At 60.6% G+C, this 15,911-nt stretch carries 16 protein-coding genes; 11 read left to right on the top strand and 5 right to left on the bottom strand.

Annotated features, from left to right (window positions below; translation table 11 throughout):
- Positions 1-25: 25 nt before the first annotated feature.
- The 4 genes from serC (at position 26) to AAAV44_RS00145 (ending at position 4,512) form a co-directional block, all read left to right on the top strand.
- Positions 26-1,150, top strand: coding sequence for a 3-phosphoserine/phosphohydroxythreonine transaminase (serC, locus tag AAAV44_RS00160; RefSeq protein WP_349113965.1), 1,125 nt, complete (start codon positions 26-28; stop codon positions 1,148-1,150).
- 71 nt (positions 1,151-1,221) lie between these two features.
- A complete protein-coding gene (locus AAAV44_RS00155) occupies positions 1,222-2,385 on the top strand; it encodes a phosphoglycerate dehydrogenase (RefSeq protein WP_349113964.1) in 1,164 nt (387 codons plus the stop codon).
- 177 nt (positions 2,386-2,562) lie between these two features.
- A complete protein-coding gene (locus tag AAAV44_RS00150) occupies positions 2,563-3,783 on the top strand; it encodes a M20 family metallopeptidase (protein WP_349113963.1) in 1,221 nt (406 codons plus the stop codon).
- Between the two features lie 39 nt (positions 3,784-3,822).
- On the top strand, positions 3,823-4,512 hold the full coding sequence (locus tag AAAV44_RS00145; RefSeq protein WP_349113962.1) for a DUF1015 family protein: 690 nt from the start codon (positions 3,823-3,825) through the stop codon (positions 4,510-4,512).
- Positions 4,513-4,639: 127 nt separating this feature from the next.
- On the opposite strand, the gene AAAV44_RS00140 is transcribed toward AAAV44_RS00145, so the two are convergent.
- From AAAV44_RS00140 to AAAV44_RS00130, 3 genes are all read right to left on the bottom strand, one after another.
- Positions 4,640-5,275 (bottom strand): histidine phosphatase family protein, encoded by a 636-nt coding sequence (locus tag AAAV44_RS00140; RefSeq protein WP_349113961.1) that lies wholly within the window; start codon positions 5,273-5,275, stop codon positions 4,640-4,642.
- A gap of 17 nt (positions 5,276-5,292) precedes the next feature.
- Entirely contained in the window at positions 5,293-5,835 is a 543-nt protein-coding gene (locus AAAV44_RS00135) for a histidine phosphatase family protein (protein ID WP_349113960.1), read from the bottom strand.
- Positions 5,836-5,916: 81 nt separating this feature from the next.
- The gene (locus tag AAAV44_RS00130; protein ID WP_349113959.1) at positions 5,917-6,588 is read right to left on the bottom strand and encodes a nitroreductase family protein; all 672 of its coding nucleotides are present in this window, start codon (positions 6,586-6,588) and stop codon (positions 5,917-5,919) included.
- A 234-nt stretch (positions 6,589-6,822) separates the two neighbouring features.
- Here AAAV44_RS00130 and AAAV44_RS00125 point away from each other — a divergent pair, with 234 nt between their 5' ends.
- Together AAAV44_RS00125 and AAAV44_RS00120 are read left to right on the top strand one after the other, a co-directional pair.
- The gene (locus AAAV44_RS00125; RefSeq protein WP_349113958.1) at positions 6,823-7,425 is read left to right on the top strand and encodes a DUF308 domain-containing protein; all 603 of its coding nucleotides are present in this window, start codon (positions 6,823-6,825) and stop codon (positions 7,423-7,425) included.
- Positions 7,426-7,908 carry a DUF188 domain-containing protein gene (locus tag AAAV44_RS00120; protein ID WP_349113957.1) on the top strand — a complete coding sequence of 161 codons (483 nt, stop codon included), beginning with the start codon at positions 7,426-7,428 and terminating at the stop codon, positions 7,906-7,908.
- Between the two features lie 169 nt (positions 7,909-8,077).
- On the opposite strand, the gene AAAV44_RS00115 is transcribed toward AAAV44_RS00120, so the two are convergent.
- Complete coding sequence (locus tag AAAV44_RS00115; protein WP_349113956.1) at positions 8,078-9,172, bottom strand: putative manganese transporter; 1,095 nt, start codon at positions 9,170-9,172, stop codon at positions 8,078-8,080.
- 171 nt (positions 9,173-9,343) lie between these two features.
- Between AAAV44_RS00115 and AAAV44_RS00110 the strand changes: the two genes are divergently transcribed.
- The 5 genes from AAAV44_RS00110 (at position 9,344) to AAAV44_RS00090 (ending at position 14,973) form a co-directional block, all read left to right on the top strand.
- A complete protein-coding gene (locus AAAV44_RS00110) occupies positions 9,344-10,312 on the top strand; it encodes a 3'-5' exonuclease (RefSeq protein ID WP_152073679.1) in 969 nt (322 codons plus the stop codon).
- Between the two features lie 350 nt (positions 10,313-10,662).
- On the top strand, positions 10,663-11,853 hold the full coding sequence (locus AAAV44_RS00105) for a hypothetical protein (protein ID WP_349113955.1): 1,191 nt from the start codon (positions 10,663-10,665) through the stop codon (positions 11,851-11,853).
- Positions 11,854-12,272: 419 nt separating this feature from the next.
- Entirely contained in the window at positions 12,273-12,638 is a 366-nt protein-coding gene (locus tag AAAV44_RS00100; RefSeq protein WP_260699454.1) for a metalloregulator ArsR/SmtB family transcription factor, read from the top strand.
- Positions 12,639-12,701: 63 nt separating this feature from the next.
- Positions 12,702-12,920, top strand: coding sequence for a heavy metal-associated domain-containing protein (locus tag AAAV44_RS00095; RefSeq protein ID WP_260699455.1), 219 nt, complete (start codon positions 12,702-12,704; stop codon positions 12,918-12,920).
- 100 nt (positions 12,921-13,020) lie between these two features.
- Positions 13,021-14,973 carry a heavy metal translocating P-type ATPase gene (locus AAAV44_RS00090; RefSeq protein ID WP_349113954.1) on the top strand — a complete coding sequence of 651 codons (1,953 nt, stop codon included), beginning with the start codon at positions 13,021-13,023 and terminating at the stop codon, positions 14,971-14,973.
- Between the two features lie 420 nt (positions 14,974-15,393).
- Here AAAV44_RS00090 and AAAV44_RS00085 read toward each other — a convergent pair whose 3' ends face one another.
- Positions 15,394-15,783, bottom strand: coding sequence for a metal-dependent transcriptional regulator (locus AAAV44_RS00085; RefSeq protein WP_195521150.1), 390 nt, complete (start codon positions 15,781-15,783; stop codon positions 15,394-15,396).
- Between the last annotated feature and the right edge of the window lie 128 nt (positions 15,784-15,911).

Below are 15,911 nucleotides of genomic sequence, written 5' to 3'. Positions count from 1 at the left end.
AACGACTACGAGGGGGAAATAGAAGATGGCACGTGTGCACAACTTCTCAGCTGGCCCGGCCGCACTGCCCACAAGCGTGCTCGCCGAGATCGCCGACGAGATGATGGACTACCGCGGTTGCGGCATGTCCGTGCTCGAGATGAGCCATCGATCTAGCATGTACCAGCAGATCATCGACGACGCTGAGGCAACCCTGCGCCGTCTGCTGAGCATCCCGGACAACTACCGTGTCCTGTTTTTGCAGGGCGGCGCCACGCTGCAGTTTGCGGGCATCCCCATGAACCTCATGCGCCGCGGCCGCGCCGGCTACGTCGTGACCGGCAACTTTGCCAACAAGGCGTACAAGGAGGCCGCCAAGTACGGCGAGACCGTGCTGCTCGCGAGCTCCGAAGACACCAATTTCGACCACATTCCCAACATGGCCGACATCAACGCGCGCATTGCCGCCGAGGCCGCGGGCGACGGGCTCGACTACGTCTACATCTGCCAGAACAACACTATCTTTGGCACCATGTTCCACGAGCTGCCCGATTGCGGCGACGTACCGCTGGTCGCCGATGTCTCGAGCTGCTTTTTGTCACAGCCGCTCGACGTTGAGCGCTACGGGCTCATTTACGCCGGCGCGCAGAAAAACGCCGGCGCCGCGGGCGTGACTGTGGTCATCGTGCGCGACGACCTCATCGCAGATGGCCCAGCCTTTGCGCAGACGCCGCAGTACCTGGACCTTAAGGCCCAGGCCGCCAAGGGTTCCATGCTCAACACGCCCAACACCTTTGGCATCTACGTGTGCGGCAAGGTGTTCCGTTGGGTTGAGCAGACCGGCGGACTTGCCGCCATGGCCGAGCGCAACTGGACCAAGGCTAACCTACTCTACAACCTGCTCGAGCACAGCGAGCTGTTCCATGGCACCGCGCAGGCCGACAGTCGCTCCATCGCCAACGTCACCTTCCGCACCGACGAAGCCGAACTCGACGCGGCCTTTGTCGCAGGCGCGGCCGAGCACCAGATTCAAAACGTCAAGGGCCATCGCCTGGTGGGCGGTATGCGCGCCAGCGTCTACAACGCCGTAACCATGGAAGACGTGCAGGCACTGGCCTCGTACATGAAGGACTTCGAAGCGCAGCATAGTTTGAGCCCGCGATCTAACTAGCCCGCAACCCGCGGGCCGACCAGCCATCTCAAACCACCCTGTTTAGATTAAAACCTGCTAAGGAGTTTTTCATGCGCAAGATTAAGACCATCGACGACATCACCAAGGACGGCAAAGTCGAGTTTGGCGAGGGCTACGAATTTGTGAGCACCGCCGAAGAGGCCGACGCGATCCTGATGCGCTCGACCGACCTGCACGGCTACGGGCTGCCCGAGGGCATCCGCGCCATCGCCCGCTGCGGCGCCGGCGTCAACAACATCCCCGTCGAGGAGTACGCCAAGAAGGGCGTCGTCGTCTTTAACTCCCCTGGCGCCAACAGCAACGCCGTCAAGGAGCTCGTCCTGGGCATGCTGGTGCTCTCGAGCCGCGGCGTAGTGCAGTCGATGAACTGGGTGCGCGACAACGCCGACGACCCCGAGATCCAGGTCGATGCCGAGAAAGCCAAGAAGGCCTTTGTGGGCCGCGAGCTCAAGGGCAAGCGCATCGGCGTCATCGGTCTGGGCAACGTGGGCTCCAAGGTCGCCAACGCCTGCGTCGACCTGGGCATGGACGTTTACGGCTACGATCCGTTCATTTCCGTCGAGCACGCGTGGGTGCTGAGCCGCGAGGTGCAGCGCGTGGGCACGCTCGAGGACCTCTGCCGTGGCTGTGACTACCTCACCGTGCACGTGCCCAGCAAGGCCGACACCATCGGCATGATCAGTACCGAGCAGATCAACCTGCTGGCACCCGACGCCGTGCTGATCAACTACGCACGCGAGACCATCATTGACGAGGACGCCGTCGACGCCGCCCTGCGCGCGGGCAAACTCAGCTGGTTTAGCTGCGACTTTGCCACGCCCAAGACCGTCAAGATGCCCAACACGTTTATCACCACGCACTCGGGCGCCGGCACTGGCGAGGCCGAGGCCAACTGCGCCGATATGGCCATCAGCGAGCTCAAGGATTACCTGGAGAACGGCAACATCGCACATAGCGTCAACTACCCCGCCTGCAGCATGGGCAAGGCGCGCGCCGCAAGCCGCATCGCCTGCCTGCACGCCAACGTGCCCAACATGATCGGCCAGATCACGGCCATTCTCGCCAAGGACAACGCCAACGTGCAGCGTATGACCAACGAGTCCGCTGGCGAGAACGCCTACACCATGTTCGACACCGACGAGCACCTGGACAGCAGCACCATCGAGGCGCTCAAGCAGATTCCGTCGATGTATCGCGTGCGCGTGATCAAGTAGCGCCGGCTGATCTGACGGGCAGTTCCCCATGTGGCCTGCCCGTCACTGACATTGAATGCCCACGGGGGCGCCTTTCGCACGAGAGGCGCCCCCGTTTTTGTGAGCGCTCCATTAAATGCACCGAGCCGCTTCTTGGCATACAATCTGTATGTTGACCTAACTATCTGTGAGGTGCCTATGGTTGATACAGATTTTGCTTGGCGGCTTACGCAAGGGCTCGTGCGGATCGACAGTTCCGACCCAGGTGCGTATGAGGGCGAGATTGAACGCTATATCAAAGTGTTGGTTGAGGCTCAATTGGAGCGGTTGAGCCATCCGATGCTCCATGCCGTGCAGGTTGAGGAACTCGAGGTGCTGACCGGACGCCGCAATCTCATGGTCACCGTGCCCGGCTTGAGCGACGAGCCACGGCTCCTCTACATCTGCCACATGGATACCGTCACCTTGGGCGACGGCTGGGACGCAGGCATTCCGCCGCTCGGAGCAATCGTGCGTGACGATAAACTCTATGGCCGCGGTGCTTGCGATATGAAGGGTGGCCTGGCCTGCGCCATTGCCGCACTGGTCCACACGCTCGAGCGCGTAGCGGCGGATGGCGCGCTGCCCCGCCGCGGCTTTTCGCTCATCTGCTCGGTCGACGAGGAGGACTTTATGCGCGGCTCCGAGGCGGCCATCGATGCCGGCTGGATCGGCTCGCGCGAATGGGTGCTGGACACCGAGCCCACCGATGGACAAATTCAGGTGGCGCACAAGGGACGCGCATGGTTCGAGATTGAGATGACCGGCGTCACGGCACACGCGAGCCAGCCTTGGAAGGGCGCGGATGCCGTCGCCGCCATGGCAGAGGTCGTGTGTTCGCTTCGCCGCGCGTTTGCCGCGCTGCCCGTGCATGATGAGTTGGGGCCATCGACCATCACGTTTGGACAGATCGAGGGTGGCTACCGTCCCTATGTCGTGCCCGACCACGCAAAGGTCTGGGTCGACATGCGCCTGACCCCGCCGACCGACACGGCCGCCGCGACGCGCATGGTAGAGCAAGCCATCGCCGGCGCTGAGGCCGCGGTTCCCGGCTGCCATGGAAGCTATACCGTGACGGGCGACCGCCCCGCCATCGAGCGCGACCCAGGCTCTCCCCTTCTAGCTGCGCTCAAGCGTGCCGCCGATGACGTGACAGACGCGAACACGACCGTCGGCTTCTTTACCGGCTACACCGACACTGCCGTCATTGCCGGCAAGACAGGTAACCGCAACTGCATGAGCTATGGCCCCGGCTCGCTCGCGCTCGCGCACAAGCCCAACGAACATGTGCCTCACGCCGATATCGTTCGCTGCCAGAACGTACTCATCGCGCTCGCTGACAACGCGCTCTGGGACGCAGGCGGCCAAGTTGGGGCATAATAAGCCGCGAACAAACCGACTCACACGTTAGGACCGTCCATGAAAGCACTTCCGTTTCCCTGCATCCGACCGGCTCAGGACCGCGTGCTCGAGGCGCTGCCTGCGATGGGCGGTATCCTGAGCGGCAACGATGCCCTGCGCGGCGCCATTGCCGACGGCCTGATGCTCAAGGATCCAGGCGCGGCGTATTACGTGTACGAATGCTCGGGCGAGCCGGGTCGCGTGACGGGTGTCGTGGCGATTTGCCCGGTTAACGTGCTGACGGGCAGCGACGAGGCTGCCGCCGAGAACGTCGACGCGTTCGCCGCTGCGCACGCGATCGCCGAACTCAAAGTTCAGCCGCGCCCCGTGTCGCTCGCCTACGAAGCCTCGCCCGTCATGGATATCATCCTCGGCGCCGCCAAAGAGGGCGCTTCGCTCTATGCCGTCACCGACCCCGCCGGCATTACGCACCGTGTGTGGGAGGTCAAGCGCGAGGATGCCGTCGGAGCCATCCGCGCTATGCTCGATCAGGCACCGGAGCCGGCACTGGCCGACGACCCCGCCTATGCCGCCGCACTGGCTGGGGCATCGCAGATTCTGGCCGACGAGGCCCGCGCCGCCGGCGCCTACTCTGGCAAAGAGCCGTTCAACTTTGCTGTAGCCGTACTGTTCCCCGCCGCGCAGGTCAGCGGCGCCGCACCGCAGGTCCCGACGGGCCTGCTCACTCACCAGGTCGCGCGGTTCTAGCAGAGTCTAAACGCCCAGTACAAAGACTCGGCAGCTCAACAAGCAAGGGGCGGGGATACATGCGTATGCATCTCCGCCCCTTTCGCATCAAACAATTACGCCGGCAAACCGCATCGCAACGCCCGCGCTACCCGCGCTGCGGGCCTGCTGCCGCCACGAGCGGCTCAAGCCCCAGCTCGCGCGCGTAGTCTTCCTGCGTAAAGATCTCAACCAGTTCAAACGCATCCGTCGCATTATCAAACGCAAAGTGCAGCACCGAGCAATTGCCCGGCACGCGGTCGCGCTCGTCTGCCGCCGCGCCCTTCACGTGATCCATAAACTCCTTGATAGCCGAGCCATGGCTCACCGCGAGCACGCACGTATGGTCCGGACGCTGCATAAGCTCGGTCAACGTCGCGACCATGCGTTCGCGAACCTGCATCTGGCCCTCGCCGCCAAACTGACGATAGAAATCGCGCCACGGGCGTTCGGGCATGAGCATCACGCGCTCGGCCTCAAAGTCGCCAAAGAACCACTCACGCAGGCCGTCCAGACGCTCGTACGCCAAGCCCGGCCACAAGTTGGCGATAGTCTGCTCGGTGCGATAAAGCGTGGAGGTGTAGGCATGGTCGGGTTCAATGCCGCGCGCACGCAAGAACATGCCGGCACGCGCCGCCTGGTCGCATCCCAGCTGCGTAAGCGGCGAGTCACTCCAGCCCTGAATAATGCGCTTGAGGTTAAATATCGTCTGTCCATGACGAACCAGATACAGGTCTTTATTCATAGGGGTCCTTTCGTTTGTTACCAACCCAAGAGCGAAAACGCCCCGTCGCGGTAGTCAAAATGAAGCACGGCGCCGTTGTCGGGTTGCTCTCCCCCGCCAGTCGCGCATCTAAGAAACTCCTGGCAGGCAGAGCCGTGGGAGACTGCCAACACGCAGCTGTGCTGCGGTCGGGCCATGATGCGGGAAAGCGCCGCGACCATACGTGCGCGAAGCTCACTTTCCGACTCGCCACCAAAGGCAACCGGATAATCACCCCAAGGTTGCGTCGGCATCTCGCGGTTTGATGTGCCCTCCAACGATCCCAAATGCCACTCGCGCAGGTCATCGACCAGCTCTATGGAACGGCCCTCGCCAACGATCAGCTCGGCCGTACACCGCGCCCGCCCCAACGGAGACGAATACACATGGTCAAAGGTCACGCCGCGGTCCTCGAACGCCGCACGCGTCGCCAGTGCTTGCTCGCGCCCGCGCGCCGTCAACGGCGAATCGTGCCAGCCCTGCAAAATGTTCTTCACATTGAGCTCGGTCTGCCCATGCCGCACCAAATACAGATCGGCCACACGCCCTCCCCTCGTATCGCCACAAAGGGGACAGGCACCTCTGTGGTGGTTTCCGACGGATCACGCCGCAGCGACGCTCAACTACACCAGCACGTCGGCAAGCGGACGCTTGGGCACGTGATGCACCTGCACCTCATCGCGCCAGTAATTGATAGAGCCGTCGGGGTTGGAGTCGATCGCATCGATCACTTGTGTCTCGGCTGGCACGCCAAAAGCCATGATCAGCTTGAGCTCATACTTGTCGTTATCGAGCCCCATGGCAGCAATCGCGTGGGGCGTAAAGGCCTTGAACATGCATGCCGCCACCTCGGGCGTGGCGCTGCGAGCGGCGAGCATCATCGTCTGGGCGGCAATGCCGGTGTCGACCTCGGTGATGGGCGCGGCGGGCTTACCCGGAACAGCGCGCTCGGCAAGAATCGCGATGTAGCCGGTCGGGCGCTCGCCCTCATCGGGACCCGGCCAGTCCTTGAGCGCACCGGCCCAGGCGAGCTCATCAAATACGCGCGCGCAGTCCTCTGCACCGCTCACCACATGAAAGCGCAGGCGCTGAGCGTTGGCGCCGCAAGGGGCCAGGTGTGCCAGCTCCGCCAGCTCGAGCAAAAACTCGCGCGGTACGCGCATGGACTCGTCAAATCGGCGGCACGTGCGGGCGCGGCGGACCAGCGCGTCAAACGTGTCCAGGCCAAGCTTTTCGCAACCCTGCTTTGCCATCGACTCGGCGCTCGTCGGCGCCGCGGGAACTGTTTCGTTCATAGGGACCCCTCAATAAAAGCCAATTGTCCTTTAGAAAATCTAACCTAAAACGTAGGCAATAACGAACAGAGCTGTAATGTTCTACATCTGTTGAATATCCCACATCCAAACGGGAACAAAGGTGACAATTCGCGAAGGTGAGGCTCCAATTCGCCCCTTCCGCCCCACGCGACAGCGCCCTTGGGCGATACTGGTTGCAAGAGCTACGGCTTACGCCGCACGAAAGGAGACATCATGGGCATCTTTAAGAACGATGACAAGCAATCGAGCGCGTTTGGATTTGACGAGAAAAGCATGGCAGGCAAGGCCGTCAAGGCCGTGCGCTGGATTTACGCCATCACGGGCGTCTTGGCGCTCGTCGCCGGCATCGAACTGCTGTTTGCGCCCGCCAAGTCCCTCGTCTTCCTGACGACCGTCCTGGGCTTCTACTTTGTGATCACGGCCGCGATCAGGCTGTTTACCGCTGTTTTCGAGCCGCTGCTGCCCACCGGCTGGCGCGTGACGAGCATCATCTCCAACCTGCTCATCATTCTGGGCGGCGTCATAATCCTGCGCAACCAGGCCTTCTCGACCGCGACGCTCACCACGCTTGTTGTGGTCGTCGCCGGCTTTGGCTGGATCGTCGAGGGCGTCATGTCCATTCTGGAGTCCGAGCTTTCCGCCAACCGCGCCCTCGCCATCCTGAGCGGCGCACTCTCCATCATCGCGGGCATGTTCGTGTTTATCTATCCGCTGTGGTCGGCCAAGATGCTCGTCATCTTTAGCGGTGCCGCACTGCTGGTGTTTGCCGTGACGCTCGTTGTCCGCGCCATTCAGTTTGGCAAACTGGTGCGTTAGATGCCAAAGACACTTTTTATTGATGCCGACGCCTGCCCGGTCACGCGCGAGTCGATCGACTGCGCGCGGAGGGCGGGCGTCGCCGTCGTTATCGCCGGCAACAGCACGCAAAACCTGGAGCGCCACATTCGCCGCGACGATCCGCGCGACGCCGAGCATGCGCGTCGGGGCTTTTGGGTCACGACGCTCGATGTGAGTGTGGGAGCCGATAGTGCCGACTTTGCCATTGTCGAGCGCCTGCAGGCTGGCGACGTGGTCGTGACACAAGACATAGGCCTGGCGAGCATGGCGCTCGGACGCGATGCCGCCGCCATTGGCGTGCGCGGGCGCGTCTACGATAAGGCGACCATCGACATGCAACTATTTATTCGCCACGAGGAAAAGAAGGTGCGCCGCGCCGGGGGACGCACCCGCGGTCCGGCAGCCTTCACCAGCGAAGACCGAGCCCGCTTTAAACGCAACCTCACCAATCTGCTGCGCTAACCAAGGCAGATTTTCGGGACATGCCCGGAAATCTGCCTTTTTTGTTTTGAGCGGTGTAGGCACTCAGGATCCATGGCTCAACAAAAAAACGGGCTTCAAAATGCCATGCATCGCCGCATTGTGCAGGCGCCGAGCATGACTATTTTGAAGCCCGTTTTGTTAGGCCTGCTTAGAGGCCGAAGGCGGAAAGAACGAGTCCCCAACCGGCGCCAATGACATACATCATGACAAGGAACACGGCGTTTTCGCGAGCGCTGCGGTTGGTGCGGAACAGCACCAGGTAGCCCACGCCGGCGGAAATGAGCGTGCCGGCAAGCATCGGCGCCAACTGCAGCGCACCTTCGAGGTACAACTGCGTAATAACGACGCTAGCAGAGCAGTTGGGGATCAGACCGACAAGCGCCGAACCCAGGACGGCGAGCGTCTCATTGCCGCGCAGGAACTGCTCGATTGCGGACTCGCCAAAGGTCTCGAGGACGGCTACCAGAATCAGCGTCACCAGGAAAATGAATACCGACACCTGCACGGTGTGCGAGATCGCGCTGCGGATAATCGACAGAACGGGCGCACCCTCGTGGGAGTGGCTGTGGTCGTGGTGGTGCTCGTGCTCGTCCGCGTGACCATGGTCGTGGCTGTGTTCGTGGCCGTGCCCATGTCCGCGCTCGTCCTCGTCCTCGTCACAGCCGCAATGATCGCGTTCGCACAGCTCGTGAATGTGATCGGCACTTACGCCCGCCTCGGCCACTTCGTCAATGATGTCGCCTCCGGTATGGTCGTCGTGCGCGCAGTTCACATGGGCCGGATTGGCAGCGGTCCCCAGCACGGTACGGCGAATCGCCGCATGCGCGCGGGCATTACGACGAAGGCCGCGGATAGCCGCATCCACGATAAAGCCCGTAACCAGAGCGATCAGCGCCTTCGAGGCGAGCAGCATCGCCATGGTCTGCACGGGAACTTGCTCGGCGAGTAACAGCGGCAACATCTCGTCGGAGGTCGAGAGGAACACGGCAACCAGCGTGCCCAGCGTCACGACGCGGCCGGCGTACAGCGTTGCTGCCATGGCCGAAAATCCGCACTGCGGCACCATGCCCAGCAGCGAGCCAACCACGGGGCCCGCGGCGCCGGCGCGCTTGATAGCGCCGTTGACGCGATCGCCCGCAACGTGCTCAAGGGTTTCAAGAGCCAAATACGTCACCAACAAAAACGGCACCAACGACAGCGTGTCCTTGCCGGCGTCGAGCAGAATATCAATCAGTAAATCCATGACGGATGGAACCTTTCGTGTCTTTCGGCAGCATTGTAAAAGTCCTAGCGGTCAACTAGGGTATTGTAGTTGTCCCGGGCGCGGTGCCAATAGTTGCCCATGGTAAACTATCATCTCGCCACAACTCAGTAACCCCGAGCCGCGCGACGCGGCCCGTCCAAGGAGCAGCATATGAATGTTTCGCAAGCACTCGAATACGAGCGCCAGCCGTTTATCCCCATGTTTATCTACGGCGATCACGGCGCCATGGAGTCCGAGCGCCAGAAGGGCGAGGAGGCCCTCAAGGTGCTCGAGACCGAGTACTTTACCGCCGAGGGCGACCCCGGCTTCGACTTTGCCACCGTGCGCGACCTGGCCGACCGCAACCGCGACCTGTGCGACCAGATTGGCGAGGCGCGCCTGCGCAACGTGACGCCCGCGACGCTCTCGCGCGGCCTGTCCGATGCCGACACCTGCGCTGCCATCGGCAAGATGCAAAAGCGTACCGCCGCATCGGTCATGCGCGAGATCCGCGGTGACCGCGACGCACTCGGCGTGGCATATGCCCGCAAGCCCATCCAAGGCACGGTGCTGGGCATCGACATCGAGACCACCGGTCGCGCGCCCGAGCGCGGCTACATCATCAACGTGGGCTGGGAGATCATGGATCTCACCAGCGACGCCGTGCCACATGACGCCGAGGCACACTACTGCGGCCTGCCCGACATCTACCGCGGCGAGGACGTGCCGCTATCGAACATCCATCACATCACCTGGGACGACATCGACGGCAAAAAGCCGTTCCGCGAGAACAAGGAGCTGCAGAAGCAGCTGCTCAAGCTCATGAAGAAGTACCCCTATATGGCGCACAATGCCGCCTTCGAGGACAGCTGGTTCAAAATTCATCTGGACGGTTACGCCGAGGCACGCCGCGCAGGCAAGATTATCGTCATCGACTCGCGCCAGATCTGCCGCAGCCTGGACGCCGACGTGCGCTCGCTCCCCCGCGAGTCCGCGCCCGCTGCGCTCGAGAACTGGGCGCGCCGCCGTGGCACCCTCGCCGCCGACGCCAACGAGCAGCACCTGGGCCTCGACGACACCGACCTCATGCTCCGTACCGTCCAGGCCGAATTCAACCTCAAGAACCTGTTTGCCAAGTAGAAACGTCTGCAACAAACACTGCTTGCTCACGAGCGGCCTCACAGCGGGAACCCCCGCAGCGAGGCCGCCCTACGTTCCACAAGCAGGCCCGCTCTTCACAAATTCTGAACCCTGTTTTTTAACTACTTCGGCACTTTCCCGACACGTGATTCGTGTTCGGATGGCGATGCATCGATACCAAATGTGCAGCAATTGAGTATTTCTATGCTATAGCCGAGCTGCGAAAACATTTATTTAGGGCGTACCAACCCATAATTGCGTCAAGCTTTTGGACAGCATTTGGTTAGACCTCTAAAACGACTTTTCCACTCAGCGCCATCAACGCAGCATTAGCTGACACGATATATACCATGAGTATCGTATTGTCACATACCACGGCAAAAGCGGTCTACCAGGCCGCGCATTCGGTTTCTGCGAAAGACATCGAGTCCTGCAGCCCTGTCGCAATTTACGGATCGTGCCCCACCGGAACGCTCCTCGACGCGGCCACAGAATGGCTTGCCAAACATGATGTTGCCCGCGACGCAAACCATTCCCCCGAGGTAATGGTGTTTGATCGCAGGAACGCGCGCTACGCGATGGACTGCCGATGCCACGTTTCGTCAAAGCGATTCTCATGCTCGCGTTTTATAGAGCTAGAAGATGACATCTACATTGTTGGCGTTGAGCTTTGCGCACTTCAGGCCGCCACCTATCTCCCTTTTCGCGAACTAGTGGAGTACTACTTTGAACTGTGCGGCGCCTATTCCCTTGGAACCGGTTCTTCTACCTCTTATACCGAGCGTTTCCCACTTACCTCGACCGAGAGGTTAAAACAGTTCTTTAATTCCATTACCAGATGCGATGGTTTGGCCCTTGCCCGAAAGGCTATTCAATGTGTACGCGATGGATGCCGCTCTCCCATGGAAACGGCCTTTGTCATGATGCTTACGCTGCCCAAAAGCGAAGGTGGACTTGGTATTAAGGGAATTGAGACCGATTACGAGGTACAGGTCACCGCTGCCGCAAAAAATCTCACGAGACGCAAAAAGTTCTTTATGGATGCATATCTGAAGAAATCTCGAACAGATATTGAATACAACGGTTTTTATCACGACGCGGAAGAAGTCCGTGCCATCGACGAAGAACGCAAGAACGCACTTGCATCCATGGGGCACGGAATCATCACCGTCAGCCGTTATTCCTTTATGCATGCCAGCTCTTTCGTTAGGGTCATGGAGGCAATCCAAAGAAAAGAAGGTATACGCCCCTCGCGTTTGCCAAAAGACTTTCAAATCATGCAAGAGGACCTGAGACTGTTTGTGCTCAGAAGGTTTATTGAGGAGAAGAAACGAATCCAGGAGGAGCTTCGCCAGGATTCCGAAGAGCGTCAACGAATCGATCTCGAAAAAGCAATGCTCGAAAGCATCACATTGGACGATCCGATGATTAACGAGGCTCCGGCAATCGATGACATGCAAATCGTCGAACCAGGCAGCCCATCACTCAACCAAACAAGCAGCTTCACGCCCGAGGGCAGGGTCTTCGGGGCCGGAAACTAGGCCGACTAACAAGGTGGGTACCCTAGCGACGTGCAAAATTGCGAGTATTCAGCAGGGTCGGGTGTCCATCACCCTCGAGTGGATCCAAATGTGAAGCGAAATCACTCTTGCGTGAGAACGTTAGGCAACATTTGAGGAAGAACTCATCGGTTTAACACCCTAAGATAGCTCTTGAACTACATTATTTGGCCCGCGATAGATTAACAGACCCCCTATCGTTGCAGAATACTCCATTTTTTGCACGGCGCAGGGGCACCCACCCCGGCATCGCTAATCAAAACCGCTTAGTCCGGGATCTCGTCCGCTTTTCCTCATCATTTTGTACGACGAATTACCTGAACGTTATTGACATATGAACATGCGCTCATATAATCGGAAGCAAGTTATATGAGCGCATGTTCATATGAAAGGATGTTGCAATGAGCGACCACGCTGATGAAACAAAGACTGACATCGAGGCCACCGAACCCGTGATCCCCACCACCTGCTCGCCCGAGGACCTTCCCGACGAGGAGTTGCTGTACGACTTGGCCGACCTGTTCAAGGTCTTCAGCGACACCACGCGCATCAAGATTCTCTATGCCCTCATGGGCCGCGAGCTCTGCGTGGCCGACATCGCCGGGGCGACCGCAACCTCGCAGTCGGCAGTATCGCACCAGCTGCGCACGCTTAAGCAGTCGCACCTGGTCAAGTTCCGCCGCGACGGCCGCAACATCCTCTACTCGCTTGCCGACGATCATGTCTACACCATGCTCAACCAGGGCATGAGCCATATCTGCGAATAGCAACCAACCACGGTATCAACGCGACCGGCACCCAGGTCGCCAACACAGAGAAAGGAACCCACCATGAAAAAGCAGTTTAAGCTCGACGAGATCGACTGCGCCAACTGTGCGCGCGAGCTTCAGGACGAGCTGGCCAAACTCGAGGGCGTCAAATCCGTGTCCGTCAACTTTATGACCCAGAAATTGACGCTCGAGGCCGACGACGCCGAGTTCGAGGAGGTCCTCGACCGTGTCGTGGAGTTCACCGCCGACGCCGAGCCGGACTGCGAGATCATTCTCTAGCCTGCGCATACGCTGACCCGCAAGGCCGCGCTTACCGCGGCCTTTGCTCGCGAAATTATATGAGCGAGTGTTCATACATTCAAATGGGAGGATACGAGTCATGGTCACCGTCGACCCCAAAAAGAAAAAGAAGAAGCGCAAGAAAAAAGAGTCACTCGAGCATAAGCGCAACCGCATCCTGGTAGCGCTGGGCATTTTTGCCGTGGTGTGCGCCCTCGATGAGCTTGGCACCCTCGCCGCCGCATTCGGCACCCCGGGCGACATCTACGCCAGCTTTGTGCTGTTCCTCGTGCCGTTTTTGATTGCCGGCTACGACGTACTGCAAAAGGCATTCAGTAACATCCGCCGCGGCAAGGCCTTCGACGAGAGCTTCCTTATGGCAGTCGCAACCATCGGCGCGTTTGCCATGGTGCTCTTCCCCGATACCGACCCGCACATGGCCGAAGGCGCCGCCGTCATGCTGTTCTACCAGGTCGGCGAGCTGTTCCAGGCATATGCCGTGGGCAAAAGCCGCAAGTCAATCAGCGCCATGATGGACATCGCGCCCGACTACGCCAACGTCGAGCAAGCCGACGGCACACTCGAACAGGTCTTTCCCGATGACATCGCCGTCGGCACCGTGATCGTGGTCAAGCCCGGCGAGCGCGTGCCTATCGACGGCGTCATCGTCGAGGGCGAAACCCAGCTCGACACCGCCGCGCTCACGGGCGAGTCAGTCCCCCGCCCCGCCAAGTCCGGCGACGATATCATCAGCGGCTGTATCAACATGACGGGCCTCATCCACGTGCGCACCACCAAGCCCTTTGGCGAGTCCACCGTCGCGCGCGTCCTGGAGCTCGTGGAGAATGCCAGCGAAAAGAAGGCACGCACCGAGAACTTCATCACACGCTTCGCCCGCGTCTACACCCCCGCCGTCACCGGCGCGGCCGCGGTGCTCGCCCTTGGCGGCGGCCTGGTCACCGGTGCCTGGTCCGACTGGATTCTGCGCGGCCTGACTTTCCTGGTCGTCAGCTGCCCGTGCGCGCTCGTGATCAGCGTGCCGCTGAGCTTCTTTGGCGGCATCGGCGGCGCCTCCAAACTGGGCGTTCTCATCAAGGGTTCTAACTACCTCGAGACGCTCGCCGACGTGGACACCGTCGTCTTTGACAAGACAGGCACCCTCACCAACGGCACTTTCTCGGTGGTCGCGGTGCACCCCGAGGCTGGCTATACCGAGCAGTCGTTGCTTGAGGTCGCAGCCCTTGCGGAGTCGTTCTCCGATCACCCCATCGCGCAGTCGGTAAGCACCGCCTACCAGGGCGAGGTCGACCCCAAACGCGTGAGCGACTCCGCCAACGACGCGGGCCACGGCGTGACGGCAACCATCGACGGCAAGCACGTCGTCGTTGGCAACGCAAAGATGCTCGCCGCGGCCGGAGTCGAAGCGCCCGATTGCGAGGTCGTTGGAACGATTCTGCATGTGCTCGTTGACGGCGTGTACGCCGGCCACATCGTGATTGCAGACACCGTTAAGGCCGATGCCGAGCAGACGATCCGCGACCTGCACGCCGCCGGCGTCAAGCGCACCGTTATGCTCACGGGCGACCGCGAGGAAGTGGCTGCTGCGGTGGCCAAGCAGCTCGGCCTCGACGAGTTCCATGCGCAGCTGCTGCCGGGCGACAAGGTCGAGCGTGTTGAAGCGCTGCTCGCGGCCGAAAGCGGTAAGGGCAAGCTCGCCTTTGTCGGCGACGGCATCAACGATGCGCCTGTGCTTACGCGCGCCGATGTGGGCATTGCCATGGGCGCCATGGGCTCCGACGCTGCGATTGAGGCGGCGGATGTCGTGCTGATGGATGACAAGCCGTCCAACATTTCCCGCGCGATCCGCGTGGCGCGCAAGACCATGTCGATTGTCTGGCAGAATATCATCTTCGCGCTGGGTATTAAGCTGCTGATTTTGGTGCTTGCGGCGCTCGGCATCGCCAACATGTGGCTTGCGGTCTTTGGCGACGTAGGCGTGGCAATCATCGCCATCCTGAACGCCATGCGCGCGATGGGTGTCAAGAACCTGTAGCGTTCGTGGGCTGTCCGGCCGGGACCGGGCTTGGTTTTGAAAACGTCCTCGACCAATGAAGTGCCCCCGTTCTGCTCCTTCGGAGCTACGAACGGGGGCACTTCTGGTCTGCGGAATGTTTTCAAAACCAAGCCCGGTCCCGGCCTGCGGTAACGTTGCTGGCGGTTCTTGGGCATCGCTTGCTGGCGGGGTTCCTTGTCTGAGTTGGACTTAGTTGGTGGGGCCACTGGTCCCGGTCGCTGTCCCGCGCCTTTGGCGCGGGAGGCGCGCCTCTTTGGGAACGAAGAGATAGCTCAGCTGTGATGGCGTCGCGCACCGAATGCTCCACTTTGGACTGCGTCGGACTCGTTGTTGTTCGAATCCCCTATCCCCCTTTCGCTGGTTCGCGCTTTACGCGAACTCCGCGCTCCTGGGGGTCAATTAGGCTTCCGTTGTTGCGCCGGCCGCATCTTCCCGTCCCAACATCGCCCTCAGCTTCTCGAAGCTCTCCTCACTCAGGCAGTGCTCCATGTGGCAACCCTCTTGCGACGCGACATCCGCCGAAACACCGGCTTCCTCGAGCAACCGCACGAAAAAGCAGTGGCGCTCCCACATTTGGCGAGCGACCTCCAGACCACGTTCCGTCAGATGAACGTCGCGCTTGCCCATTTCGACATAGCCGCTGTTTTCCAGCGTCGCCATGGCTTTAGAGACGCTCGCCTTGGTCACACCCAGGTATTCGGCGACGTCGATTGAGCGCACCGTGCCTTGGCGCTCCGAGAGCACATAAATAGATTCGAGATAGTCTTCTCCAGATTCACGTAGGGCCATGGGCCGCCTTTCGCGATGATCGTTAGTTAGCCTTTGGATACTTTCCTTGGCTTACTTTACCGCAAAAGTTGCCCATGTCTTACTACGTTGTTTAAAAAGTTAACCGTGTTTCACAAAATGCGCGGGGC

The organism is Collinsella sp. CLA-AP-H1 (genome assembly GCF_040092945.1).
Lineage (GTDB): Bacteria > Actinomycetota > Coriobacteriia > Coriobacteriales > Coriobacteriaceae > Collinsella.
Note: the sequence above shows the minus strand (reverse complement) of the source record. Positions and strands in the feature narration are given on the sequence as shown.

Coding starts and splice junctions, on each gene's coding strand:
- AAAV44_RS00085 (WP_195521150.1), bottom strand. CDS start 15,783: ATGGCCCTACGTGAATCTGGAGAAGACTATCTCGAATCTATTTATGTG.
- AAAV44_RS00145 (WP_349113962.1), top strand. CDS start 3,823: ATGAAAGCACTTCCGTTTCCCTGCATCCGACCGGCTCAGGACCGCGTG.
- AAAV44_RS00125 (WP_349113958.1), top strand. CDS start 6,823: ATGGGCATCTTTAAGAACGATGACAAGCAATCGAGCGCGTTTGGATTT.
- AAAV44_RS00150 (WP_349113963.1), top strand. CDS start 2,563: ATGGTTGATACAGATTTTGCTTGGCGGCTTACGCAAGGGCTCGTGCGG.
- AAAV44_RS00095 (WP_260699455.1), top strand. CDS start 12,702: ATGAAAAAGCAGTTTAAGCTCGACGAGATCGACTGCGCCAACTGTGCG.
- AAAV44_RS00155 (WP_349113964.1), top strand. CDS start 1,222: ATGCGCAAGATTAAGACCATCGACGACATCACCAAGGACGGCAAAGTC.
- AAAV44_RS00090 (WP_349113954.1), top strand. CDS start 13,021: ATGGTCACCGTCGACCCCAAAAAGAAAAAGAAGAAGCGCAAGAAAAAA.
- AAAV44_RS00140 (WP_349113961.1), bottom strand. CDS start 5,275: ATGAATAAAGACCTGTATCTGGTTCGTCATGGACAGACGATATTTAAC.
- serC (WP_349113965.1), top strand. CDS start 26: ATGGCACGTGTGCACAACTTCTCAGCTGGCCCGGCCGCACTGCCCACA.
- AAAV44_RS00100 (WP_260699454.1), top strand. CDS start 12,273: ATGAGCGACCACGCTGATGAAACAAAGACTGACATCGAGGCCACCGAA.
- AAAV44_RS00110 (WP_152073679.1), top strand. CDS start 9,344: ATGAATGTTTCGCAAGCACTCGAATACGAGCGCCAGCCGTTTATCCCC.
- AAAV44_RS00130 (WP_349113959.1), bottom strand. CDS start 6,588: ATGAACGAAACAGTTCCCGCGGCGCCGACGAGCGCCGAGTCGATGGCA.
- AAAV44_RS00105 (WP_349113955.1), top strand. CDS start 10,663: ATGAGTATCGTATTGTCACATACCACGGCAAAAGCGGTCTACCAGGCC.
- AAAV44_RS00120 (WP_349113957.1), top strand. CDS start 7,426: ATGCCAAAGACACTTTTTATTGATGCCGACGCCTGCCCGGTCACGCGC.
- AAAV44_RS00115 (WP_349113956.1), bottom strand. CDS start 9,172: ATGGATTTACTGATTGATATTCTGCTCGACGCCGGCAAGGACACGCTG.